Source organism: Paenibacillus koleovorans NBRC 103111 (genome assembly GCF_004000845.1).
Lineage (GTDB): Bacteria > Bacillota > Bacilli > Paenibacillales > NBRC-103111 > Paenibacillus_AA > Paenibacillus_AA koleovorans.
This window is the reverse complement of sequence record NZ_BIMA01000002.1, coordinates 56,262-79,289: the sequence shown is the minus strand read 5'-3', so window position 1 is coordinate 79,289 and position 23,028 is coordinate 56,262. Positions and strand designations below refer to the sequence as shown.

Annotated in this window: 24 protein-coding genes; 14 read left to right on the top strand and 10 right to left on the bottom strand. The window is 55.4% G+C overall.

The annotated features are described in order from the left end of the window. Window positions 1-21: 21 nt before the first annotated feature. The 9 genes from PKO02S_RS01445 (at window position 22) to PKO02S_RS01410 (ending at window position 8,250) form a co-directional block, all read left to right on the top strand. Entirely contained in the window at window positions 22-837 is an 816-nt protein-coding gene (locus PKO02S_RS01445; protein ID WP_246066783.1) for an IclR family transcriptional regulator, read from the top strand. A 20-nt stretch (window positions 838-857) separates the two neighbouring features. Then, complete coding sequence (locus tag PKO02S_RS01440; protein ID WP_127579287.1) at window positions 858-1,607, top strand: amidohydrolase family protein; 750 nt, start codon at window positions 858-860, stop codon at window positions 1,605-1,607. Between the two features lie 158 nt (window positions 1,608-1,765). Further along, on the top strand, window positions 1,766-2,602 hold the full coding sequence (locus tag PKO02S_RS01435) for a (2Fe-2S)-binding protein (RefSeq protein WP_127579285.1): 837 nt from the start codon (window positions 1,766-1,768) through the stop codon (window positions 2,600-2,602). Window positions 2,603-2,766: 164 nt separating this feature from the next. Further along, window positions 2,767-2,928: a hypothetical protein gene (locus tag PKO02S_RS32185; RefSeq protein ID WP_164821234.1), complete on the top strand. Its 162-nt coding sequence runs from the start codon at window positions 2,767-2,769 to the stop codon at window positions 2,926-2,928. A 66-nt stretch (window positions 2,929-2,994) separates the two neighbouring features. Continuing rightward, window positions 2,995-3,903 carry an electron transfer flavoprotein subunit beta/FixA family protein gene (locus tag PKO02S_RS01430; RefSeq protein WP_127579283.1) on the top strand — a complete coding sequence of 303 codons (909 nt, stop codon included), beginning with the start codon at window positions 2,995-2,997 and terminating at the stop codon, window positions 3,901-3,903. A 4-nt stretch (window positions 3,904-3,907) separates the two neighbouring features. Further along, window positions 3,908-4,972, top strand: coding sequence for an electron transfer flavoprotein subunit alpha/FixB family protein (locus PKO02S_RS01425; RefSeq protein ID WP_127579280.1), 1,065 nt, complete (start codon window positions 3,908-3,910; stop codon window positions 4,970-4,972). A gap of 17 nt (window positions 4,973-4,989) precedes the next feature. Beyond that, window positions 4,990-6,306, top strand: a complete 1,317-nt coding sequence (locus PKO02S_RS01420; RefSeq protein WP_127579278.1) for an FAD-dependent oxidoreductase — start codon at window positions 4,990-4,992, stop codon at window positions 6,304-6,306. Then, window positions 6,303-6,596 (top strand): ferredoxin family protein, encoded by a 294-nt coding sequence (locus PKO02S_RS01415; protein ID WP_127579276.1) that lies wholly within the window; start codon window positions 6,303-6,305, stop codon window positions 6,594-6,596. Before PKO02S_RS01420 ends, PKO02S_RS01415 begins: the two co-directional genes overlap by 4 nt. Window positions 6,597-6,750: 154 nt before the next feature. Beyond that, the gene (locus tag PKO02S_RS01410) at window positions 6,751-8,250 is read left to right on the top strand and encodes an IMP dehydrogenase (RefSeq protein WP_127579274.1); all 1,500 of its coding nucleotides are present in this window, start codon (window positions 6,751-6,753) and stop codon (window positions 8,248-8,250) included. Window positions 8,251-8,433: 183 nt separating this feature from the next. On the opposite strand, the gene PKO02S_RS01405 is transcribed toward PKO02S_RS01410, so the two are convergent. Further along, window positions 8,434-8,709, bottom strand: a complete 276-nt coding sequence (locus PKO02S_RS01405) for a TlpA disulfide reductase family protein (RefSeq protein ID WP_281280395.1) — start codon at window positions 8,707-8,709, stop codon at window positions 8,434-8,436. A gap of 194 nt (window positions 8,710-8,903) precedes the next feature. Between PKO02S_RS01405 and PKO02S_RS01400 the strand changes: the two genes are divergently transcribed. Next, a complete protein-coding gene (locus PKO02S_RS01400; RefSeq protein WP_127579270.1) occupies window positions 8,904-9,536 on the top strand; it encodes a hypothetical protein in 633 nt (210 codons plus the stop codon). A 457-nt stretch (window positions 9,537-9,993) separates the two neighbouring features. On the opposite strand, the gene PKO02S_RS01395 is transcribed toward PKO02S_RS01400, so the two are convergent. The 8 genes from PKO02S_RS01395 to PKO02S_RS01360 form a co-directional block, all read right to left on the bottom strand. Continuing rightward, window positions 9,994-11,631: a DUF4179 domain-containing protein gene (locus PKO02S_RS01395; RefSeq protein ID WP_127579268.1), complete on the bottom strand. Its 1,638-nt coding sequence runs from the start codon at window positions 11,629-11,631 to the stop codon at window positions 9,994-9,996. Next, window positions 11,591-12,142, bottom strand: a complete 552-nt coding sequence (locus PKO02S_RS01390; RefSeq protein ID WP_127579266.1) for an RNA polymerase sigma factor — start codon at window positions 12,140-12,142, stop codon at window positions 11,591-11,593. Before PKO02S_RS01390 ends, PKO02S_RS01395 begins: the two co-directional genes overlap by 41 nt. A gap of 139 nt (window positions 12,143-12,281) precedes the next feature. Then, a complete protein-coding gene (locus PKO02S_RS01385; RefSeq protein ID WP_127579264.1) occupies window positions 12,282-13,259 on the bottom strand; it encodes an ABC transporter ATP-binding protein in 978 nt (325 codons plus the stop codon). Between the two features lie 17 nt (window positions 13,260-13,276). Beyond that, window positions 13,277-14,077: an ABC transporter permease gene (locus tag PKO02S_RS01380; RefSeq protein ID WP_127579262.1), complete on the bottom strand. Its 801-nt coding sequence runs from the start codon at window positions 14,075-14,077 to the stop codon at window positions 13,277-13,279. A 6-nt stretch (window positions 14,078-14,083) separates the two neighbouring features. Continuing rightward, window positions 14,084-14,875 carry an ABC transporter permease gene (locus PKO02S_RS01375; RefSeq protein WP_164821232.1) on the bottom strand — a complete coding sequence of 264 codons (792 nt, stop codon included), beginning with the start codon at window positions 14,873-14,875 and terminating at the stop codon, window positions 14,084-14,086. 186 nt (window positions 14,876-15,061) lie between these two features. Next, complete coding sequence (gene trhA, locus PKO02S_RS01370; protein ID WP_127579258.1) at window positions 15,062-15,706, bottom strand: PAQR family membrane homeostasis protein TrhA; 645 nt, start codon at window positions 15,704-15,706, stop codon at window positions 15,062-15,064. Between the two features lie 176 nt (window positions 15,707-15,882). Then, window positions 15,883-16,959 (bottom strand): amidohydrolase family protein, encoded by a 1,077-nt coding sequence (locus tag PKO02S_RS01365; RefSeq protein WP_127579256.1) that lies wholly within the window; start codon window positions 16,957-16,959, stop codon window positions 15,883-15,885. Then, window positions 16,956-17,330 carry a Rieske (2Fe-2S) protein gene (locus tag PKO02S_RS01360; protein WP_127579254.1) on the bottom strand — a complete coding sequence of 125 codons (375 nt, stop codon included), beginning with the start codon at window positions 17,328-17,330 and terminating at the stop codon, window positions 16,956-16,958. Before PKO02S_RS01360 ends, PKO02S_RS01365 begins: the two co-directional genes overlap by 4 nt. Window positions 17,331-17,466: 136 nt before the next feature. Here PKO02S_RS01360 and PKO02S_RS01355 point away from each other — a divergent pair, with 136 nt between their 5' ends. After that, window positions 17,467-18,225 (top strand): AraC family transcriptional regulator, encoded by a 759-nt coding sequence (locus PKO02S_RS01355; protein WP_164821231.1) that lies wholly within the window; start codon window positions 17,467-17,469, stop codon window positions 18,223-18,225. 75 nt (window positions 18,226-18,300) lie between these two features. Here PKO02S_RS01355 and PKO02S_RS01350 read toward each other — a convergent pair whose 3' ends face one another. After that, window positions 18,301-20,460, bottom strand: a complete 2,160-nt coding sequence (locus PKO02S_RS01350) for a HelD family protein (protein ID WP_127579357.1) — start codon at window positions 20,458-20,460, stop codon at window positions 18,301-18,303. 205 nt (window positions 20,461-20,665) lie between these two features. On the opposite strand from PKO02S_RS01350, the gene PKO02S_RS01345 reads away from it, so the two are divergent. The 3 genes from PKO02S_RS01345 to PKO02S_RS01335 all read left to right on the top strand — a co-directional run bounded on the left by PKO02S_RS01345 (window position 20,666) and on the right by PKO02S_RS01335 (window position 23,000). Further along, a complete protein-coding gene (locus PKO02S_RS01345; protein ID WP_127579249.1) occupies window positions 20,666-21,145 on the top strand; it encodes a glutathione peroxidase in 480 nt (159 codons plus the stop codon). Window positions 21,146-21,207: 62 nt separating this feature from the next. Continuing rightward, on the top strand, window positions 21,208-22,071 hold the full coding sequence (locus PKO02S_RS01340; RefSeq protein ID WP_127579247.1) for a sugar phosphate isomerase/epimerase family protein: 864 nt from the start codon (window positions 21,208-21,210) through the stop codon (window positions 22,069-22,071). Further along, the gene (locus PKO02S_RS01335) at window positions 22,017-23,000 is read left to right on the top strand and encodes a MurR/RpiR family transcriptional regulator (protein WP_127579245.1); all 984 of its coding nucleotides are present in this window, start codon (window positions 22,017-22,019) and stop codon (window positions 22,998-23,000) included. Before PKO02S_RS01340 ends, PKO02S_RS01335 begins: the two co-directional genes overlap by 55 nt. The last annotated feature ends 28 nt before the right edge of the window (window positions 23,001-23,028 follow it).

The following is a 23,028-nucleotide window of genomic DNA, read 5'->3' as shown; positions in this document are numbered from 1 at the left end:
AGGAAAGGAACAGGTCGACACATGATGAACGATCCCGACAACGACACGATCGACGAGCAAGCTACGGAACGCCAGGCCTCCACGGTTAAGTCGGCCGACCGGGTGCTGGACATTTTCGAGCTGTTCGCCGAGGAGCAGGACACGCTCAGCTTGACGGACATCTCGCGCAAGCTGGGGATGCCGACCTCGAGCGCCTACAAGCTGCTGCAGAACTTGCTGAACAGGGGCTATCTCGAGACCGACAAATCCGGCAAGTCGTTCCGGCTTGGATTCAAGCTGTTCGAGATCGGCAGCAAAGTGTCCCGCAACACGGACTATGCAACCGAGTTCCAGCATGTGGCTCAGCGGATAGTTAATGACATTAATGAATCGGTATTTCTTTCCATTCGCAATGGAGACAAAGTGCTCTACATCGCGGAGAAGCAGAGCACGCATCCGGTTCGTTTCGTCTCCCATCTGGGGATGATGCTGCCGCTGCATGCGACGGCGATGGGCAAAATGCTGCTTAGCGGGTTGTCCGACGACGAGGTGCGATGCCTGTACCCGGATGGCGAGCTTGGCAAGCTGACGGATTCGACGCTGTCGAGCTTGGACGAGCTGCTCGAGCAGCTGGCTCTGATCCGCCGAGAAGGGCTGTCGTTCAGCAGCGGGGAAGCGGTGCAAGGGATACGCTGTGTCGCTGCGCCGATTACCGATGCTTCCGGTCAGATCGTGGCGTCGATGAGCGTCTCGATTCCGGTGTCCCGTGTGGAGGAACGAGCCTGGGATACAGCGGTTCAAGCGGTTCGTCAGGGTGCGCACGAGCTCAGCATCAAGCAGGTATTTCACAAATCGTAGCACGAAGAGGAGGGGCCCCTGTGATTATCGACATGCATACGCATATTTGGCACGGGCGTTACGAGCAGCACGCACGGGACTTGGTGACGAATTGCGAGCGATACGGAATCGACAAAGTGTTCGTATCCGGCTTGCAGACGCAGTATTCGACCAAGGAACAAGTGAAGGGGCAAAATGCTGACGTAGCCCGTTTCCTCAAAGAGCACCGGGATGTGGCGGAAGGATATGTGTATGTGAATCCGACGCATGACGACGCTATGGACGTACTGCGCCGCGGCATCGAGGAGACGGGCATGATCGGGCTCAAGCTGTGGATCGCCACCTATTGCACTCATCAAAGTGTTTTCCCGTTGATCGAGAAATGCATCGAGTACGATATTCCGATTTTGCTGCACGCGTTTTACAAGGCGATCAACCAGCTCCCGGATGAGACGACAGGACCTCATGTGGCCGAGCTGGCGCAGCGTTACCCGCAGGCGAAGCTCATTATGGCGCATTTTGGGGGCAACCACTATCACGGGCTCAAGGCGATCCGCGACTATCCGAACGTCGTGACGGACTTTTCCGGCTCGATTTTCCGCCGCGAGGAAGTGGACTACGCAGTCAAGATGCTCGGTGCGGAACGCATCCTGTTCGGCTCCGATATGCCGGGCTGCTCGTACATCACGAACTTCGGCCAAGTGGAGGAAGCGGACCTGACTGAGGAGGAACGCAGCCTCATCTACAGCGGCAACACGATCAAGCTGTTCAATTTGAAGTATGCCTCTTAGTTGAATACGCGAACCTGCGAGCAGAGAAGACCTTCCGACTTTCGGGGAGGTCTTTTTGGCAACTCAATCTAGACAAATCGCCAATCAGCTACTATAATGAAAATGATTATCACTATCACGTTCAATGCCAAACCGATACTTACAAGGGATGCGATACCATGCAAGCGTTGGCTACGAAGATCGACTATGAATGGCTGGAGCAAAAATTCGGCTTTCGCACAACACCGATGGAGGAGTCCATCTTCACAATTCGTGCAGACGAGCTGTCACGTCGCGAACGGATGCAGGAATTTCTGACTACATACGGCGACCTGCTTAAAGCAACGGACATCTCGGCGCCTGCCGCTTATTTGGCCGCTTATTTCTCGATGGTAGCGATTACGCTTCAGGGTTCGATTTCGCTTTGGAATCGGGGGCTGGAGCTGCCTCTGGATGCGATAACGATACAGCTCTGCACCGCCGGAGCTTATTATAAGCTTGTAATCGTGGTTCAGTCTCCGAAGGAGACGATCGGTCCTGAAGAAGAGAATGCCCGCCATAATTGGTGCAAGGATACGCTGCGCACTTACTACCGCGACACCGCCTACCCGTTGCTTGCCACGATTAGCGAAGTTAGCGGCTACGATCTGGGACAGCTTTGGGGCCAATTTCCTACACGGTTCAATTATTACATCTCCGCCCTGCAGCAAGAGCTGCAGCAATCGGGGGAACGGGAGCCGGAGCAGGCATCGTACTATCAAGCTCAGCTCGACCGTTTGAATCAAGACTATTCGATTGTGAAGCAGCTAAGCGCCGACGTTTTCGGACGAGTAAAAAATCCGTTGGATGTGAAGGTGCGATGGCTCGAGGATCCGAAGGATTGCACGAAACAAATCCGGATGAAAAACGCCTGCTGCCTCTATTACAAAACGGGGGAAGGCCAATATTGCTATACATGCCCCCGCCTGAAAGAAACGGACCGCGAGGAGAGACTTCAGAAATTGCGATCTATGTAGCGGCATCTGCCCACGAACCCTCACAATCTCTCTATCTTTTTGAAAAGAGCGCCTTTTAGGTGCTTTTTTTCGTTCTCGGACATATATATGGTAGCAAGCTAGGGTTGTGTCAACGGTCAATCGTATCGGGGAAAAGAGCCGAGCAAGGAAGGAGAGGGTCCGGGATGGTAGCGTTTCTGTTGTTGACGGGAGGCCTGCTTGTCGTGTTCGGAGGCTTGGCTTATTTGCTCTATTTGGGGCTGCAAAAAGATACGGTCGACCTGGATTTTCAGACGGTGTGGAAAGGGACGACGATGACCCGCAAGGACATGGAGTTTGAGTCATGAGGAAGCGCTTCATGATGCTGGTACGGTCAATGGAAACAAGGGAGACAGGGTAGGAGGTAACAGTTCATGCTGCATATTGTCGTATGTGTCAAGCAAGTGCCCGACAGCCGCGAAATCCGGATCGATCCGAAAACGAACACGCTCATCCGTCAAGGCGTTCCGAGCATCGTCAACTTCTATGACATGCACGGTCTGGAAGAGGCGCTCCGCATCAAGGACGAGCAGGGGGCAAGGGTGACGGTCGTGACGATGGGGCCCCCGCCGGCGGAGAAGGGGCTCAAGGAATGCATCTCGTTAGGCGCCGATGAAGCGGTGCTCGTCACGGACCGCGGCTTCGCGGGGGCGGATACGCTGGCAACCTCGTACGTGGTTGCGGAGACGATTCGCAAGGTGGAAGAGCTTTGGGGGCCGGTCGATATTATTTTTTGCGGCAAACAGACGCTGGACGGCGATACGGGACAAGTGGGGCCAGGCGTCGCCTGCAGGCTGGATACGGAGCAATTGACGTATGTGAACAAAGTGGTGCGAGTAGACGAGCAAACGCGTCGCGTTACGGTTCAGCGGCACTTGGAGGACGGCATTGAAGTGGTCGAGACGGCGATGCCGGTGCTGATTACCGCTCTGAAGGAGCTGAACAAAGTAAGGCGCGCGTCACTCCCCGGTATGATCCGTGCGGCTAGATACAAGCCGGTGGTGTGGACGACGGCGGATTTTCCGGGTTTGGATCGGTCGAAAATTGGGCTCAAAGGCTCCCCGACGATCGTCGCCAAAACTTGGGTACCGGAAGCTAAAGCAGTCAAGTCCGTTAAAATCGAAGGCGCGAGCTCCGGCGACATGGCCGAGAAGCTGATCGAGCAGCTGTGGAGCAGCCCGATCGCAGATCGGTTAGGCTGGTTGAAGCCTGGAGCAGGAACTGTTAATGCCATTAATCAAATAGAGTCGGCCGTCGCGCAAAATTCCGGAGAAGGGGTGTAGCGCCATGTCGAAGGAACGAAACGAAGAGCAAATGCCCGACTGGTCGGCATATCGCGGCGTCCTGATCGTAGTGGAGCAGCGAGACGGTGCGGCCAAGTCGGTATCCTGGCAGCTGCTTGGCGAAGGCCGCAAGCTTGCCGCGAAATTGGACGTGCCGCTGCTGGCGCTCGTGATGGGCCATGAAGTCGGCCAACTCGCTAAGGAGGCTGTCGCCTATGGCGCGGACAAAGTGTACATATGCGATGCCGCGGTGTTGAAGACGTATCGGACCCGACCTTACAGCCGGGTCGTGCTGAAGCTGATCGAGGATGCGAAGCCCGAGATCGTGCTGTTCGGCGCCACGGCGACGGGGCGGGACTTGGCGGGAGCGATCGGCACGCATTTGCCGACCGGGCTGACCGCCGATACGACGGAGCTCGATGTGGAGCCGCCTCCGTCGCGGCTGCTGCTCGCGAGCCGCCCCGCCTTCTCGGAGAAGATGATGGCGACGATTCTCTGCAAGCAGTATAGGCCGCAGATGGCGACGGCTCGCGCCGGCGTGTTCGAGGCGGCCCCGCGCGACGACGCCCGCGAAGCGGAGATCATCGAGATTTCCTGCGAAATGCAGGAGGCGGATATCGCGGCGCAGGTGCTTGATTTCATCGCCGAGACGGATCATGTGAACCTCGAGGAAGCGGAAGTGATCGTGGCCGGCGGACGCGGCCTAGGCGGTCCCGAGCCGTTCGCGATGCTGAAGGAGCTCGCAGATGCGCTTGGCGGCACCGTCGGCGCCTCAAGAGCGGCTGTGGATGCGGGCTGGATCAAACACGAGCATCAAGTCGGACAAACCGGCTCGACGGTACGGCCGAAATTATATTTCGCCATCGGCATTTCCGGCGCGGTACAGCATACGGTAGGGATGAGCCATTCCGACGTCGTTGTCGCGATTAACCGGGATCCGGAGGCTCCCATCTTCCAGTTTGCGCACTATGGGATCGTAGGCGATCTGTTCCAAATCGTGCCGGCGCTTACCGAAGCGGTGCGAAGTCGACGAGGATTGCCCGGTCTCCTGGCGACGCAATCGGGATAGAGAGGAGCGAACCGAACGTGAACGAAAAATTCGATGCGATTATCGTAGGCGCCGGTCCGGCCGGAGCCGCTGCCGCGTTGACAATGGCTCGGGCTGGATTGTCCGTCGTCATGCTGGAGCGAGGCGAGTTTCCGGGTGCCAAAAATTTGTTCGGCGGCGTATTATATCGCAAGCAGATCGAGGAGCTCGTCCCGGAGTTCTGGAAGGAGCGAAACGCGCCGGTCGAGCGCCATATTGTCGAGCAGCGGCTATGGATGATGGGCAAGGAATCGATGGTGACGCTCGGCCACCGCAATGAAGCGTTCAAGGAGCCGTTCAACTGCTTTACCGGGCTGCGGGTGAAGTTCGATCCGTGGTTCGCGGACAAAGCGGTGCAAGCGGGAGCATTGCCTATCTACGAGACGGTGGCGACCGAAGTGTTGCGTGAAAGCGATCGTGTCGTCGGCGTGCGAACCGATCGCGAGCATGGCGACTTGTACGCCGATGTCGTGATCATCGCGGATGGGGTCAACTCGCTGCTCGGCAAGGCGATGGGCATCCATCGCGAGTGGAAACCGGATGAAGTGTCGCTTGCGGTGAAGGAAGTAATCGCACTGCCCAAGGAGAAGATCGAGGACCGATTCGGGCTCGAAGGCGACGAAGGCGTGACGATCGAATTCATGGGAGAGACGTCGCTCGGCATGGCCGGGATGGGGTTCCTGTACACGAACAAGGAAACGATTTCGCTCGGCGTCGGAGTTATGGTGAACCATCTGCGAGACAAAAAAGTGAAGCCGTATGCCATTCTCGATGCAGTGAAGCAGCACCCGATGATTCGCAAGCTCATCCAAGGCGGCGAGACGAAGGAATACTCCGGGCATCTTATCCCGGAGGGCGGCTACAACTCGATTCCGCCGTTGTCGGGGGCCGGATGGTGCGTGGCTGGCGATGCCGCCCAGCTCGTCAACTTCGTCCACCGCGAGGGGACCAATCTCGCGATGACGTCCGGCCGGCTGGCGGCCGAAGCGATCATCGAGGCGAAGCAGGCTGGAGAGGATATTTCGACAGCTGCCTCGCTGAAGCGTTACGATCGGAAAGTACGCGAATCGTTCGTGCACAAAGATTTGAAGAAGTATAAAGGCATGCATCAGCTGTTGAAGGACGAAGATCCCGAGCTGCTGTTCGACAAGCTGCCCCGCGCTTTGAATGCCGCTGCTTTCCAGTTTCTCTCCGTCGACGGAGTGCCGAAGGGCGAGAAGCAGAAGCAAGGAATCAAGCTGCTGCGGGATGCGGCGGGCGGCACGATGAACCTGCTCAAGCTCGGGTACAAAGGATGGAGGGCGATGAACGGATGAGTCAGAGCCAGTGCGGCGTTTCCGACAGGCTGTTCACGATCCGGTACAAATGCGACGATCAATCCCATCTCATTATTAAGGAAGCCGACACATGTCTGAAATGTACGACCAAAGACTGCAACTACTTTTGCCCGTCCGATGTGTATGAATGGGAGAAGAAGCTGAAGATTACCACGGTCGCTTACGAGAACTGCATCGAATGCGGCACATGCCGAATCGCATGCCCCTCGGACAACATCCATTGGGTGTATCCGAAGGGCGGGTACGGGATCACTTATAAGTATGGTTGATCCGTTCACAACGGTAGATAGCGGACCTCGCTAAGGGGTTCGCTGTTTATTTGTATGAAAACAAGTATGAAAAATTTTCAATTGACTTCCTTTGCGGATCGGTGGTATGCTTGTAAAAATTTACCCCGAGTCCAAGTAGGAGGATAAAAGCACAGTGGCTACGTATTACATGGAACCATCCCGCACGTTCAGTGAATTTTTGTTGCTGCCGAATCTGACGACCAAAGAATGCAACCCGGGAAATGTCAGCCTGCGCACGCCGATCACCAAGTTCGCCAAGGATGAGAAGCCTGCGATCTCGCTCAATATTCCATTCTCCTCGGCCGTCATGCAGTCCGTCTCCGATGACGGGATGGCAGTGGCGCTCGCGCGGTGCGGCGGCATCTCCTTCATCTTCGGCTCCCAATCGGTGGAAAGCCAAGCGGCCATGGTCCGCAAAGTGAAAAGCTATAAAGCGGGCTTCGTCGTAAGCCGCTCGAATCTGACCCCTCAGCATACGCTGCGGGACGTTTTGGCGTTGAAGCAGAAGACCGGCCACTCCACCGTGGCGGTAACGGACGACGGCAGCCCTTCGGGCAAGCTGCTCGGCATCGTAACGAGCCGGGATTATCGCCTTAGCCGCGATCCGCTGGACAAGCAGGTGGAAGAGTTCATGACGCCGTTCTCCTCCTTGATCTATGGAAAGAGCGGCATCTCGCTGTCGGAAGCGAACGACCTGATCTGGGAGCACAAGCTGAATTGCTTGCCGATCGTCGGGGAGGACCAGCAGCTGGACTACCTCGTTTTCCGCAAGGACTATGATGCGCACAAGCAAAACCCTAACGAGCTGCTCGATATGAACAAGAGCTATATCGTTGGTGGCGGGATCAATTCAAAGGACTACCAGACTCGGGTGCCTGCCCTAGTAGAAGCCGGTGTGGACATCCTCGTCATTGATTCCTCGGATGGCTTCAGCGAATGGCAAGCCGATACACTGAGATACGTGAAGTCGAATTTCGACGTCAAGATCGGCGCTGGGAATGTGGTGGATCGGGAAGGATTCTTGTACCTGGTGGAAGCCGGTGCGGATTTCGTGAAGGTGGGGATCGGCGGCGGCTCGATCTGCATCACGCGCGAGCAGAAGGGGATCGGCCGCGGGCAAGCTTCGGCAGTCATGGAAGTGGCGGAAGCGCGCGACGAATACTTCAAGAAAACAGGCATCTACGTGCCGATTTGTTCGGACGGCGGTATCGTGCACGACTACCATATGACGCTGGCGCTCGCGATGGGCGCGGACTTTCTGATGATGGGCCGCTATTTCGCCCGATTCGACGAGAGTCCGACGAAGAAGCTGAAGGTCGGCAACAACTTCGTGAAGGAGTTCTGGGGCGAAGGCTCGAACCGCGCGCGCAACTGGGAGCGGTACGACACGGGAGGCAAGTCCGAGCTACTGTTCGAGGAAGGCGTCGACTCGTATGTGCCTTACGCCGGCAGCTTGCGCGAGAACCTCGACAAGACGCTTGGCAAAATCAAATCGACCCTATGCAACTGCGGCTCCCTCACGATTCCGGAGCTGCAGAACAAAGCCAGAATTACGCTCGTCTCCGCAACCAGCTTGGTCGAAGGCGGCGCTCACGACGTTATATTGAAGGAAAGCAGCTTATCTTCTGAGTAATTCGAAGAGCCACGCGTTCGGTGATGGGGAAAATCACTCGAATGCGTGGTTTTTTTGCGGGCGTTTGGCAGATACCATAGCGCTATTTGCCCGGGCTTGGACGATTCACACCTTCCGGGAGCGAAATAAGATGATGCGGTAGCGTTATTTCTGGCCTGAGAGTCAGGTGCGAGCAACTAGGACTCAATGAGCGATGAACCCTTTTCTGTCGATGAAGTAGGTGGTCGGCACTTGGATGATACGGTACGTTTCGGCGGCTGCGATAGTATTGCCGAGCAGGACGGGCAAGGTTAGGCGGTATTCGGCGATAAAGCGGTTGACCTCGGCAAGCTGGTCTTTTCCGGTTAATTTGATAGTGACAACGTCGACCTGCTCCTCGTACTGCGCATACAGCTGCTCCAGCACGAGCATTTCGTTTTTGCAAGGCTCGCACCAGCTGGCCAAAAAGTTAAGCAGCAGGGGCTTACCGCTTGACCGGGGAGGATGGTGTGTAGTGGGTATTAGTATAGCGGTCGAATGTTAAGCGGTTTGGGACGTTGTGTTGGGGCTGTGTAAAGGTGGAGTGAGGATAGGGGACTGGCCAAAAAAATACCTGAAATTTCTAGTGTAAGGTATACTAGTAGAAATATAAGAGCGTATTGGAGGAGAACGGGGTGGTAGCTTTAAGGTATAGGTGGACGATGGACTGGATAATGGCTGGAATTACAGGGGAGCAACATCCGCCCAAATTTTTGTTGATATGGCTTTCCGGAATATCGCTAGGCATCTATGTTGTGGAGTCAACCTATTTTAGGCTAGAGGGGTACTCGGACAGCTTCAGGGAATGGGGAATGCTCTGGAGTTTCTTGTTGCTTGTTGGGTTAGTTGTCGGGGGGATCGGCTACTACTTGAAGGGCGCTTTATTCTGGATCGGCGTGAAACTGGCAGGAGGAAAAGCAACCTACAGGCAGGCGCGCACCGGAATGTTGTATGCCGGGTTACCCGTGTATTTTGCAGCGGTATTTATTGAAATTGTAAACACAGTGACTTACTGGAACGAATACTTTCTTGGGGTAACTTATTTGTGGATGGATCTGTTTTGGTTGCTTCTAAAGGGCTTGGCGTCGGTGGGATGTCTCTTTATTTTGGTAAAGGTCGCTATAGTGCAGTTTCAGGCTAGGAATGTTAGAACCATTGTGCTTCTCTGTATCATCCCTATCCTTTATTACATCGTGGCTATAATCCCGGACCCGAGGTATGCTGACGAATGGATAAAACTGCACAAGATACTCCCCCTATATATATAATTCACCTGATTGGGACGCTGGAGATTTGCGGCGGTGGTTTCTCAGCACCTTCTACTCGCTGTCGCCCACTCGAAGTTCGTGTAGGGGTTGGGTGAAGCTCCGTTTCGACAATGCTCCATTCTTTGTACCAGCAGCTTCTGAGCACTTGGAGGACATGCCATAAACTCAACTTGGTTTTCGTCTCGTACTGAATGAGTTGGACGATAGCGTACGCGATTAAGGCGAGAAAGATATATATATCCACTTAAACTACCACCTGCTTTGAGCAGGTGGTAGTTTAAGGCCGTGACCTTCTGTTTTCGGTAGTCCCAGAAGGGAAGACGGAACTGTTCGTCCGAAATATAAGAAAAGCATTGACGAATGACCTGAAAATTGTGTATGTTACGTAGTTAATTATTGAAACTATCTTTTTTGCTTCAACATTGATGCAACGCTAGTGGATTTCATAACGTTACTATTACTGGAGAGGAATCACTTGCTTCCGTTCCGGCTCGAGAACTACGTAAGTGAAGGGATACAGCACAACGTCGCCATCTTTGATTTTGCGGAATATTTCCGTACGTGTGCCGTTCGTTCTGTGGAAAGGATCGCCGGAGAACTTCTCGTCGGCGAGCAAGTCCCGTCCATCCTGAGGCAGGAACAACCGAACAATACCGCCAAAAGCCGGATCGTCGCTTGAAGTCTCCACAACCAAATCGCTGCCCTGCTTGTAGTACGTATAGTTGATAGTAAAACGATCAAGCTTCGCGGAGACGGTTTTGCGTGCTGCTTGAGGCTGGATCAGGGTTACTTGATACTGACTTCCAGCTCGTTTCTGAATCGAGGCATCGCTCATGATCAAGTGCATCGGCTTCTTGGAGATTTCGCCGTCCGGATGCGTCTCAAATCGGAAGCTGACCCCGGCCGACTCGCCGAACAGGCTGCCTGTAATCGTCTCCTCTCCAACCCGCAGCCCTAGCTTCCGGTAGGTGATCAACTCTTTCCACTGAGGGTCAAAGGGGTATGCTTTCGTTGTGACCCGAATCTGGGAAGGGCTGACTACCAGCTTGTCCAGTTGGTGCATGCCGCCTGCTACGGGAATATCTCCTTGTAGCTGGCGAGTAATCGAAGTTTGGTTCGCTTGCTTCATATTCAGTTCGAACGGAATGTTCCATTGCCCGATGTACGATCGCACAGGCTCGAGATATTGCAACGCGAAATCCGCATCTTGGACCCGAGGGTCGTCCAGCAGGAAAATATCTTTCCTCTTCAGCTCAAGCGGATTATCGGATGGCAGGACATTCGCAAAACTGGCGGCAATCGGCTGCCCCGACGAGATGAGACGAAGCGATGGATTCAACGAGCTCCATTTGCTATCCGTCATCGAGACGGTATATTCCACAGTCAAACGATTTTGTTCCTGATGCATGGATTCAACCTTGAGAGACCGCAGTTCTTGCGACAGATCCGTCGCGATTAGTGGAGCGCCGGAATCCGTTCTAGCGTTCAAGGGAAGTGGTTTGAGCGCTTCACGAAGCAAAATCAAGTTTTCCGCAGTCAATGTCAGCTGGCTCCGTTCCCCCTCCGGAAGACGATTTCCTTCCACATAGCCTTTCAATCGCCGGTCGTGCTCATCCCAAGTGGCACCTGCGCCAGTGGCTAGCAGTTGTTCGTTCTCGTCTGTCAAAGATAAACGATCGAACATCGCCGTTCGGATACCACTTTCCGATTTCACCGCTTCAGTAAGCAAGCTGAATGTCAAGGCAATCCGGTTGCTGTCCGCCAGTGCCTGGTGGACAGTGAGCGTAACTCCGTTCGCTTCCGCCTTGCGTTCGACAGACTGCCCGTATCCAGCGTCCCATGCAGCAGTTATGCCGGATCTTTGCATCTGTTTCATCCAATCCCACAGCTGCGGGCTGGCCATCGCCGGAACGGAGAGGAGCAGGGAAGCGGCGGTTGCCGCAATGAGATACGGCTTTTTACTGATGCGTTTGTCTCCGGCTACTGGGAGCAGCAACCGATCTTGTATTCGAGCCCACATGCTGTCAAAATCAGGAATTGGGTCCAATTGCCGCTCAGCATTCCGGAGAATGCTTCGTTCTATGGCTTCGTTCAAGGCGTTCCCCTCCTTGGAGTTGGTTGAGATGTTGTTGCAGCAGCATACGTTTCGACAATCGCTTCAATCCGCTGTTCAATCTGGATTTAACCGTTCCTTCAGGAATCCTGAGAATTTCGGAAATCTCCTGAATTTTCATCTCATTGATGTACTTGAGAATGATCACGGCGCGCAGTCGATCCGGCAGTTGATTAAGCAGTGCGGCTAGTTCGTCGATGTTTTCTTTGGCTTCGGCCAGCTTGTCGGATGGCAGATCAGCATTGGCAGAAGGACGCTCCAGCTTGGCCAGCCATTGCTCCTTCCATCGTCTTCGGAGGAGATCGCGGCATGTGTGGATGGCGATGCGCAGCAGCCACGGCTTCAAATAATCGATCTGTTCACGATTGTGGCGCAGCGCTTTGACAAACGTGTCTTGGCACGCATCCTCGGCATCGGAACGGTTCGCGAGCAGAGACAAACAAAGCCGGTATACATCCAAGCGATAAGCTTCAAACAGTTCGCGATCGGTCACTAGGTTGGGTCACCTCCCGGTTCTATCTGATCTATAAACTGTCGAGTGCGAGAAAAGGTTCGATTTTTGTTTACACAAAAAAAGCGCACGATACGGCGAATATCGTGCACCGATAAGACAACCATGATTATAGAATCAATTACTTCCGACTATAAATATCCTTCAAAATATCCTCAATCTTCGGCTCCTTCAGCTGCAGGTCCAGAATGTTGAAGTGGCGGGTCACGTAGGAGATGGCGTCGGCGACCGAGATTTCGTCGTGCCGGAACAAAATTTGTTTGCGCGGCCCTTCCTCATGGATGATCTGAAGGCGCGGCTCCTCCAGCTGCACCCGCTCCTCGACGAATTCCACGGACAGCAAGTGTCCCGGGCTATACTCCGATTTGAATCGACTCAAAGCCCCGTCATAGATGACGGTCCCGCGATCGATCATGATCAACCGGCTGCAAATTTGTTCGATATCGTCCATATCGTGCGTGGTCAGGATGACCGTCGTGCCTTTTTCCTTGTTCACCTCGCGGATGAACGTTCGAATGCGGCTTTTGGCCAGCACGTCCAGCCCGATCGTAGGCTCGTCCAGATAGACGATCTTCGGATCGTGCAGTAAGGCAACGGCTAGCTCGGCGCGCATTTTTTGCCCTAGGCTGAGCTGACGGACTGGACGCGATAGAAACTCCTGCATCTCAAGAAGCTCGATGAAAAAGTCGACGTTGCGCTTGAAGGTAGCCGACTCAATCTTGAACATTTTGCGGTACAGGTCGAATGTGTCGAGCATCGGCAAATCCCAATACAGCTGCGAGCGCTGGCCGAAGACGACGCCGATCTGCTTGGCGTTCTCGCGGCGGTTCTCGTGCGGTACCCGGCCATCCACAACGACAGATCCGTAGGTTGGCGTTAGAATGCCTGACAGCGTCTTGATCGTGGTCGACTTGCCCGCTCCGTTGGGGCCGATGTAGCCGACTAGCTCGCCGGCCTCAATCGAAAAGGAGATGCCGGCGACCGCGGTTTTCGTCTCGTATTCTCGGCTGACGAAGGAGCGGAGCGTGTTCCAGAAGCCCGGCTCGCGTTTGAAAATTTGAAATTGCTTGGTCAGATGGCTTACTTCAATAAGCGCCATAACTTGTAACCGCCTCCTTATGAGCCTGTGCTGCGATAATGTCGGATGCCGACGGTCCAGAACCAATAGGCGAGCGCGAACATCGCCAGGCCGACAAGCGGTGTCAAATATTGAAAGAACGGGTGAAACATGAGGAAGTCGTCTTTGCCGAGAAAATATTGAGCCGGATAAAAGTTGATGAAGGCGAACGGAATGATCAGCGTTAGCAGCACTTGGATAACACCGTTGTAAGCGGTCAGCGGGTAACGGACGAAACCTTTGAAATCGAACATAAGCCGACTCAGGTTCCCGCTCTGAATGACCCAGAAGGCGGGAACGGCCGTATACACGAATGCCGACGCTTGAATGAGAGCCCCGCCGATCAACACCAAAACGAGAAACAGCAGGTCGAGCGGACCGAGCGATACTCCGAGCTTCACGAAGGCAATCGTCACCGCAACGAACGCGACGGTCAAATTGCTGAAATACCCGGTGCTAAATTCTCGGCTGAGCAAGTACAAGAATGGATTAAGAGGCTTCGTCAATATTTCGTCGAACTCGCCTGTTTGAATACGCCTCGGCAAATAAACGAATGGATGATAGAAAAAGAAACCCGCCAGCGCGTAAGAAGCCATATTCAGGCCGAAAAGCAGCATGATCTCGTAGGTGCTCCAGCCCGCGATCGTCTGGAACCGATAAACGAGCAGCCATACAAGCGCAAGCTCGGCGCCGATCATGATCGTCTTGGACACCGTGACGAGCAGGAAGGAGCTGCGATATTCGGTCATGCTTTTCAGCTTGATTCGGACGAACGCCCAATACAGTGGAAAATAGCTCATCGTTGGTCAGCCTCCGAATACGTCGAATTTGACTTGCGCCCGGCGCCACATCCAACGTTCGATGACGAGCAGGACGAGCATCCACACCGCCTGCGCGCCGATGATCAGCCAAGCGCCGGCGATCGTCGTTTTGCCGAGAAAGATCGAGATCGGACGAAACGTAACCAAGTGGAACGGCAAACATTGAGCGATCGCATACAGCCATTGCGGATAAAACCAGAGCGGCACGAAGATGCCGGCGAACAGATCGAAAGCGGCGTCAGTTACCGCATTGACGATCCAGGACGTCTTGAGCCAAATGGCGATCAGCCCGAACATGTAGTTGATCTGGAACATAAGGAGCAGGCCGCCGAGCAGGCTAAGCAGGAACAAACCGATCCGCGCCGGATCGTCGGGCAGGCGAAAGCCCCAAATGACGACAGCCAAAGCTGTAGCGGGAATCGTGCTGAACAGGAAGCCGAACAAATTGTCCCCGAGCGAGTCCGCCACATAATAGCTTTTGAATGAATAAGGACGAATTAGATCGATGCTGATCGTACCGTCAGCGACGCGTTCACCGATTTTTTGTCCCATACGAGAACGAAGCAGCGACCCGACAACCGTGTTGATGACGACCAGATTCAATATGTCTTCGAACGTAACTCCGTTTACGGCTTCTTTGCCTCTGAACAAGGCCTGCCATACGCTGATCATAATGAACAACCCGAGCCAAGTGCTGATAATCGCCACATAGGAGTTCATCCGGTACACGAAACGCTGCTGGAACGACTTGCGGACAAATTCGAAAAAAACGGCCATCGGCGCAGAACCAACCTTCCTGAGCGAGAGTGAAACGAGCATGCAATGTGGAAAAATCCGATCCATTCGATAGAATATGATCTACTATAGCACAGGAACGAATGTTTGGGATGGATTATTTTACTATAACGAAAAAAACCTGCTGCGCTCTTTCGAGGCCGACAGGTCCGATTTCTTTCTAGAAGGTCAAACGTTGCTGACAGGCAATAGATAGAGGAGGACGGCGAAAAAGTGGCAGCTGGTGCCGCCTATGACGAACGTATGCCAAATCGCATGATGGTAGGGGATGCGGCGCCAAATGTAGAACACCGTTCCCACCGTATAGAGAACTCCACCTAGCATCAGCCAGAACAGGCCGCCGAACGGGATGCTCTCGTACAATGGTTTGATGGCGATGATAATGAGCCAGCCCATGGCGATATAGAATAGGGTGGAGAGGACGGTGAACCGGTCGACGAAAAACGCTTTGAAGGCGATGCCGAAGACGGCTAACCCCCAGACGATGCCGAAAAGTGTCCAACCAAGCGGTCCCCGCAGTGCAACGAGCAGAAAAGGCGTATACGTGCCGGCTATCAGCAGGTAGATGGCGGAATGGTCGAGAATCTCGAATACTTTCTTCACCCTCCGATGCTGCGGGAAGCTATGGAGCAACGTCGAGAACGTATACAGCAGCACCATCGTCACGCCGAAAATTGTAAAGCTGACGATATGCCAGGCGGTTCCGAACAAGCTGGAATAGACGATAAGCAACACGAGCGCGGCGATGCTCAGCACAGCTCCGATGCCGTGGCTGATGGCGTTGGCGATCTCTTCGCGAAGGGAATAGGTCATTTTGACTGCGATACCTCCCGATTGTCAGCAAGGATTGATCGAATGAAATCGGTCCATGCGGTTCTTCTTCCTTTATCGTACCGTATTTGCCATCGTTTCGCTACTGGACCTATGGCATGGTACGAGCTGGAACCTGGAGGTTTGCAGGCGCGCCTAGGTGGAACCCGGTCGCTCTCTTACGGCAGCCCAAACAACTGGCGCGCGTTCTCGCTGAAGATTCGCCGTTTCTTCTCGATCGGCAGGCGCGACAGGATTTTCGTCGGATCGTCGAAGTCCCAGTGCGGGTAGTCGCTCGAGAACAGCAGCATGTGCTCTGCATCGAACATTTCGAACATCGCCTCGAGGTGCTTCGGGTTATCCGGCTCCTCGATCGGCTGCGTCGTGAAATAGACATGGTCCCGGGCATATTCGCTGGGCAGCCGCTTCAGCCAAGGTGCGGTAGCCCGCAGCGCCTTGAAGTTTTTGTCCAGCCGCCACAGCAGCGGAGGAAGCCAAGAGACGCCTCCCTCGCAAAGGATGACTTTGAAGTCGGGGTATTTCTCGAATACGCCCTCGCACACGAAGCTGACGAGGTGGGCCATAAACGTCTGCGGCAGGCAGGTGTGCCATTGCAGGTAGTTCGAGACGTAACCGGCGGCGGTCGGCGCGCTGTAAATGCCGGAGCCCTCGCTGCCCGGATGGAGCAGGAACGGCAGGCCATGACGCGCGCACGCTTCATAAATCGGATGGTAGTACCGATGCCCGTACGGCATCTGCGACCCGCCCGACACGCAGACGGCGACGATGTCCGGATGCGGCCCGATCCGGTCGATCTCGCGGACCGCTTCCTCGGGGTGCTGGCTCGGGATGCACATGTAGCCCTTGAATCGCGGGCTCTTGGGGATCCATTCCGCGAGCAGGTAGTCATTGTACGCGCGGCAGATCGCCGCAACATAATCGATATCGGCAAAGGCGGAGCTGGAAATGATCGTGTCGGAGCACAGCATGGCATATTCGACGTTGAACGGCTCCAGGAAATGCTGCAGCATGTACTCGGGGTCTGACCCGACGGGCAAACCGCTGGGCGGATCGGCATCCTTCCGCTTGTTCCCGATCGGGCTTGAATAAGGCAGCCCGGCGTTCGGGATGCCGGAGCGGAGCGCGTAGCTGCGCCACGGCTCATCCAGGTAGGGGATCAGATCGTATCCGCTGCGAGTTTGGTTATGGACGTCGCAGTCGATAATCGGCAATCGTTCCGTCGTTTGGGGTTTCATGAGTGAGTCGCCTCCTTCGCGCCGATGACCAGACTGATTGTTCCTTGCACCACTACGACCGGGTATGTGCGCACCCGGACCTTGCCGCTGAACAGCGACTTGCCGGTTTTCAAATCGAACTCCCAGCCATGCCACGGACAGCGCAGTATTTCCTGGTCGCGTCCGTAAATGTACTCATGCACCTGCGATTCCAGCGTTGTGCCGCAGATCGGCCCTTTGCATAATTCCGCGCCTTGATGCGGGCAGTAATTGTGAACGGCGTAGTATTCGCCCTTCACGTTGTACACGCCGATGGAGCGTCCTTCCGCTTGTACGATTCGGAATGTGCCGGGCGGGATGTCCTCGGCGGCGGCGATAGGGTATACGGCCATGAAATCCAGCTCCTCTCTTTGTAAGTCTGTCTTCATTGTAGGGGGAAGCGAAGGTGGATTGCTATTGTGAAAACAACTTTTATTTGTATGATTCTAAGGTTTTCCAAGTATAATGGGGAGAAAGGAGGGACTGCGCATGTTTGAGCTCGTATCGGTATATTTGGACGATATGACCCCCGATTGGCACAAGGAAGAGGCCGCCACGCTGACGGATATTTTGATCCTGACCGTTCAGGGAAGGGCCGTCTACGTGATTGAAGGGGAGACGGTTTTGCTGGAGAAGGGAGATTTGCTGTACATTCCGAAAGGCGCCCTGCGATCGGGACACAACGCCCCGGAAGGGCCGCATCAGAAGTATTCCGTGCATTTCCTCCTGCAGCCGGACGGCCCGTTCTCCGACGTGGTTCCTTCCGCTTACAAGAAGGTAGGGACACGCAATTTCGATTACATGAAGCAGAGGTTCATGCTGCTGATCCAGCACTGGTTCCGGCGCAAGAAGCACGACGAGGTGGTGTGCACGGGGATTGCGATCGAGCTGCTCGGTTATTTTGTCCAAGCGCTCGCGGAAGAGGGTTTCGCTTCGATCAAGCTGCGGCTGATGCGAAAGGTGCAGGATTACATTGTGGAGCATTACCGCGAGTCGATCCGCATTCAGGAGCTTGCCGAGCTCGTGGATCGGGCTCCGAACTATGTCACCCAATCGTTCAAGGAAGTAACCGGGATGACGCCGATTACTTACCTGCACCAGGTGCGGGTGCACTCCGCGCGCGATCTGATCCTCAACACGAAGCTGACGATCGGCGAGGTGGCCGACTATCTCGGCTACAGCGACCAGGCGCATTTCAACCGCGTGTTCAAAAAAATGATGGGGTATCCGCCCTCAAAAAATAAATGAACAATCACGGAGCCCCGCTCCGGTGAGGAGAAACTGGGGAACTCGTGCCTAGGTCGCCTAGGTCGCCTAGGTCGCCTAGGTCGACGAAACGTCCTCGACGAGCTCGGTGTCCTCCGTCTCCACGAGCGGGGAGACGCGTCCTTCGTAGTGGATCCACAGTTGATGGAGCGCGCGCGTACAGCCGACGTACAGCAGCTTGCCGTCCTGCACGTTCGCGCTGTAGCGGGTCTCATCCACGTCGACGAGGATGACCGCGTCGAACTCGAGCCCCTTGGCGAGGTACACCGCCAGGACGGAGACGCCGCCGCTGTAGCGTCGCTCGCCTGCGCCGATCAGCGTCGCCTCGATGCCGACGCTAAGCAACGCTCTGTGCAGCGCCTCGCACTCGCGCTCGGTGCGGCCGATGACGGCGACCGTCGTCGCCTCGCCGGCCCGGGACCGCGCAACCGCGTCGGCGATGGCGCCGATGCGCGCCGCCGCCGGCGTCGGCAGCAGCCGCACCTTCTCGCCGCTGCGGAACACCGGGATCGCCGGGACGGCGGCCGGCACGCTGCGCTCCAGCACGACGTTAGCGAACCGGATAATCTCCATCGTCGACCGATAGCTCCGCTCGAGCTGGTGGAAGGCGGTGGTGCCGGCCGGGAACAGGCCGAGCATCTCGTTCCAGTCCAGCACACCTTGATACGCGTGAATGCCCTGCGACAGATCGCCCAAAATCGTGAACGAGCCGCTCTTCACATGGCGATTCAGAAGCGCAACCTGGAACGGCGAGAAATCCTGCGCTTCGTCGATGACGATATGATCGAAGATGCGGTCGCTGTCGATGCCGTAGAAGCGGTCGTGCACATGCAGAAGCGGAGCTAGATCTTCCGGTTGCACGATCTTCTTCGCAAGCCCTTTAAGCGAGACGGCGGAGATCGATGCAGGCAGCGGCGATGGCATCGATCCAGGGCCTGCGGACAGCTTGCCACCGAGCCAATCGGCATAGAAGCGGAACGGCGTATGATCCGGCCATGTCTTCATATATGTGCGCAGCTTGACCGATGCCTTGCTCTTGAACTCTTTGCGCCTGCCGGGGTCGCGCACGAGATCGAGCTCCATCTCGATCCAACGTTTGATCCGGGCGTGGACTCGTTCCTTGCGTTTATATAAAGGATAGTGGCGATACTCGGTCGTGAACCACTCCCGAATGGTCGACGTCCGCAGCCTTGCCATCGGCCAAGGCTCGAAATCGCCTTCCGGCATGAAGTGGGCTTCATACCGATCGAGCGCCTCGTCGAGGATCGATTGGAAGCCGATCCAGCCTTTGAACCGCCCCGGCGTATAATCGTCGATCTCCGGACGTGCCGCTCCCGGTGCGAACCAATTGGCGAGCGTATCCGTCGGATCGGCCAGCTTCAGCTTATCCTCCTCGAGCACCTCGAACGCCCAATCCGCAAATGTCGTCTGCTGGATGCTGCCTACACCAAGCTCAGGCAGCACGGACGAGATATAGTCCAGGAACATCTGGTTCGGCGCGAAGATGATCATCCGCTCCGCCTTCACAATGTCCCGGTATTGATAGAGCAGGAAAGCGAGTCGATGAAGCGCAACCGTCGTTTTGCCGCTGCCGGCAACGCCTTGAATGACCATCGCCGTCTGGCGGGCGGAACGGATGATCCGGTCCTGCTCGGCCTGAATCGTTGAGACGATATCCCGCAGCTTGTTGTCCTTGTTCTCGCCGAGCCGGTACAACAGAAACTCGTCGTTCACGGCCACTTGATCCCCGCCGCGAGCGTACGTATCCACCACACGCTGCAGCAGCTGCTTGCGGATGACGAGATTTCGCTTCAAATAGACGAGTCCGTCGATGATCCCGTCGGGAGAATCATAGGCCGCCGGATCTTCGCCTCCGGTGAACGAATAGAAGAGGCTCGCGATCGGAGCGCGCCAATCGATGATCAGCGGCTCGCTCGTGTCGTCGTTCTCGACGCCGAACTTGCCGATGTAGAGCGGCTTGACCTTGGCCGTCCCGCTCTCTTGGAAGTCCATGCGGCCGAAATACGGTTCATCCGTCGCCTTGCCCATCTGACGCCGCGCTTGCTCACGGATGGCATCGAGCGCCTGTTCGGTGTAATCGTTGCCGTAATAACGAGGAATCGATTGCAGCTCCTTCAGCTTGGCGTCGATCCAGCTTGTGGTCCGATTCAGCTTCTCCAGCTCTTCCTCATACGCGACTTTCACTTCGGTGTCCACTACGCTCGTCACCTTCCATTCCTTGTGGTGAGAATCCGATTGAAAAGATCACTATTTTATCATACCCCGTCAGGAGAAGCAATGATCTCTTTTACGAACCATGATCTCTTTTCTCGAACCCGCTTAGCTTGGCGCTCTCATCCTTTTCCAACGGTCAAGCGAGTGCTATACTATGGAATGAAAAGAGAATGGAGGGATAATGTCTATGAGCTCCTTGTTCGATGTTCCAGTGAATGATGCCAAGGGACAATCCGGTACGCTATCCGCCTACAAGGGCGAAGTGCTGCTGATCGTCAACGTGGCTTCCCAATGCGGCTTGACCCCTCAATATGCAGGGCTGGAGGCGCTTTACCGCAAGTATAAGGATCGTGGATTCCGCATCTTGGCGTTCCCATCCAATGATTTCGCCGGCCAAGAGCCGGGTACGATGGAAGAGATCATGGAATTTTGCTCCTTGAACTACGATGTGACATTCCCTCTGTTCGAGAAGGTTCATGCCATCGGGGACGAGCGCCATCCGCTCTATACTTGGCTCACGACTCATTCGGACCGACCGGAAGAACCGGTGATGTGGAATTTCGAGAAGTTTCTGATCGACCGGGAGGGGAATATCTCCGTTCGGTTCGGCCCGAAAGTGACGCCGGAGGACGAATCCCTCGTCAGCGCAACTGAAAAGTTACTGTAAGCGAAACACTTTAGCAACCTACAACTAGCAAACCTAACCGTGGAGAAGGAGACCGTACCGCGATGAAATTGGGAGTCAGCTCTTACAGCTTGTTAGGCGCGATGCGCAAAAATGAAATGGACATCCTGGGCGCGATCCAATGGGTAGCCGACAATGGCGGGGCGCATATCGAAATCGTGCCGATCGATTTTTCCCTTGTGGACAACCCTGAATTAACCGATCAAATTGTAGCGAAGGCGAAAGAAGCCGGTATTGAAATATCCAACTATGCAATCGGCGCGAACTTCATTACGGAAACGCGCGAGCAGTTCGAAGCGGAGATTGAGCGAGTGAAGCGTCACGTTGATGTCGTGCACCGTCTCGGGGCCAAAAAAATGCGGCACGACATCGCATCCCGTCCGATTCCGGATACGACGCCGGCTCAATTCGACCGCGACTTCCCATCACTAGTGGAAGCTTGCCGCGCTGTCGCCGATTATGCCTCCCAATTCGGGATTACGACGAGCATCGAGAACCACGGCTACTTCGTGCAAAACAGCGAGCGTGTGCTGCGTCTTGTTCATGTGGTGGACCGCGCCAATTTCCGGACAACGCTTGACGTGGGCAACTTCCTGTGCGTAGACGAAAATCCGATCGCCGCAGTGAAGAAGAGCTTGCCGCACGCCTCGATGGTGCATTTCAAAGATTTCTACATTCGTCCGTCTTACCGCAATCCTGGCGACGGCTGGTTCCCATCAGCGCACGGCACTTACTTGCGCGGAGCGATCGTCGGTCAAGGAGACATCGATATGCCGGAGATGGTCCGCGTCATCAAGGCATCCGGCTATGACGGCTATCTTTCGCTGGAGTTCGAAGGGAAAGAAGAGTGCAAATGGGGCATCGTGACCGGTCTGAACAACATCAAGCGGCTGTGGGCGGAAGCTTAAGCGCAGGCATCGAGCGAACGGAATCTGAAGCCAGGTCTGGGGCAGGAGCTACAGCTGGTTCTGTAACCGGTTCTGTAGCCGGAGCGGGGAATCCAACCTTGCTCTCGATCACTAGCCATCTTGGGTCGTTCACCAAATCGGAGAAGCGGGTAGCCGAGACGGTGCTGCATGACCCGGAAGCCGCGGTCTACACGTCAATCACCGATATGGCGGAGAAGGCGGGAGTTGGAGAAACTTCCGTCCTTCGTTTTTGCCGCAAGCTGGGGTTCCAGGGGTATCAGGAATTCAAGCTATCGGTCGCTCAGCATCTATCTTCACCTGCGTTTCAGGTGCTGGGGGAGATCGAGGAGAGCGACAGTGCTGAGGATGTGCTGAGCAAACTTACGGCGATCAACGCTCAGGCGATTCAAGACAGCGCGGCGCTGATCGACCTCGGTGCGGTTCAACAAGCGGCGGACATGCTGCTCGCGGCCAGAACGATTTGGTTCCTCGGCATCGGCACGTCCGGTCTTAGCGCACTGGATGCCAAACATCGGTTGCTGCGGCTGGGCATTCACGTGCAGGCCGAGACGGATACGCATCTGATGAAGATGCAGGCGGCTATGGCGACTCCGCAGGATGTCGTCGTAGGTCTCTCTGTGTCCGGGAGCACGCGAGATCTGGTTGATGCGCTCCAACTGGCGAAGTCGAACGGAGTCAGGACGGTCTGCTTGACCGGACATGCCAAATCGCCGATCACTCGCGTCTCGGATGTCGTCCTGCTGACCGCTTCCAAGGAAGCTCCGCTGGCGGGAGGCTCCTTCTCGGCGAAGCTGTCGCAGCTGCACGCGATTGACGTGCTCTCTACTATTCTGGCTCTGAGGCTGCAGGATTCGGCATTCGCAGCGCTGGAGAAGACGGCCAAGTCGGTGCTGGACAAGCTTTACTGACGCGGTTCCGGAGTGAATCGTTTCCTCA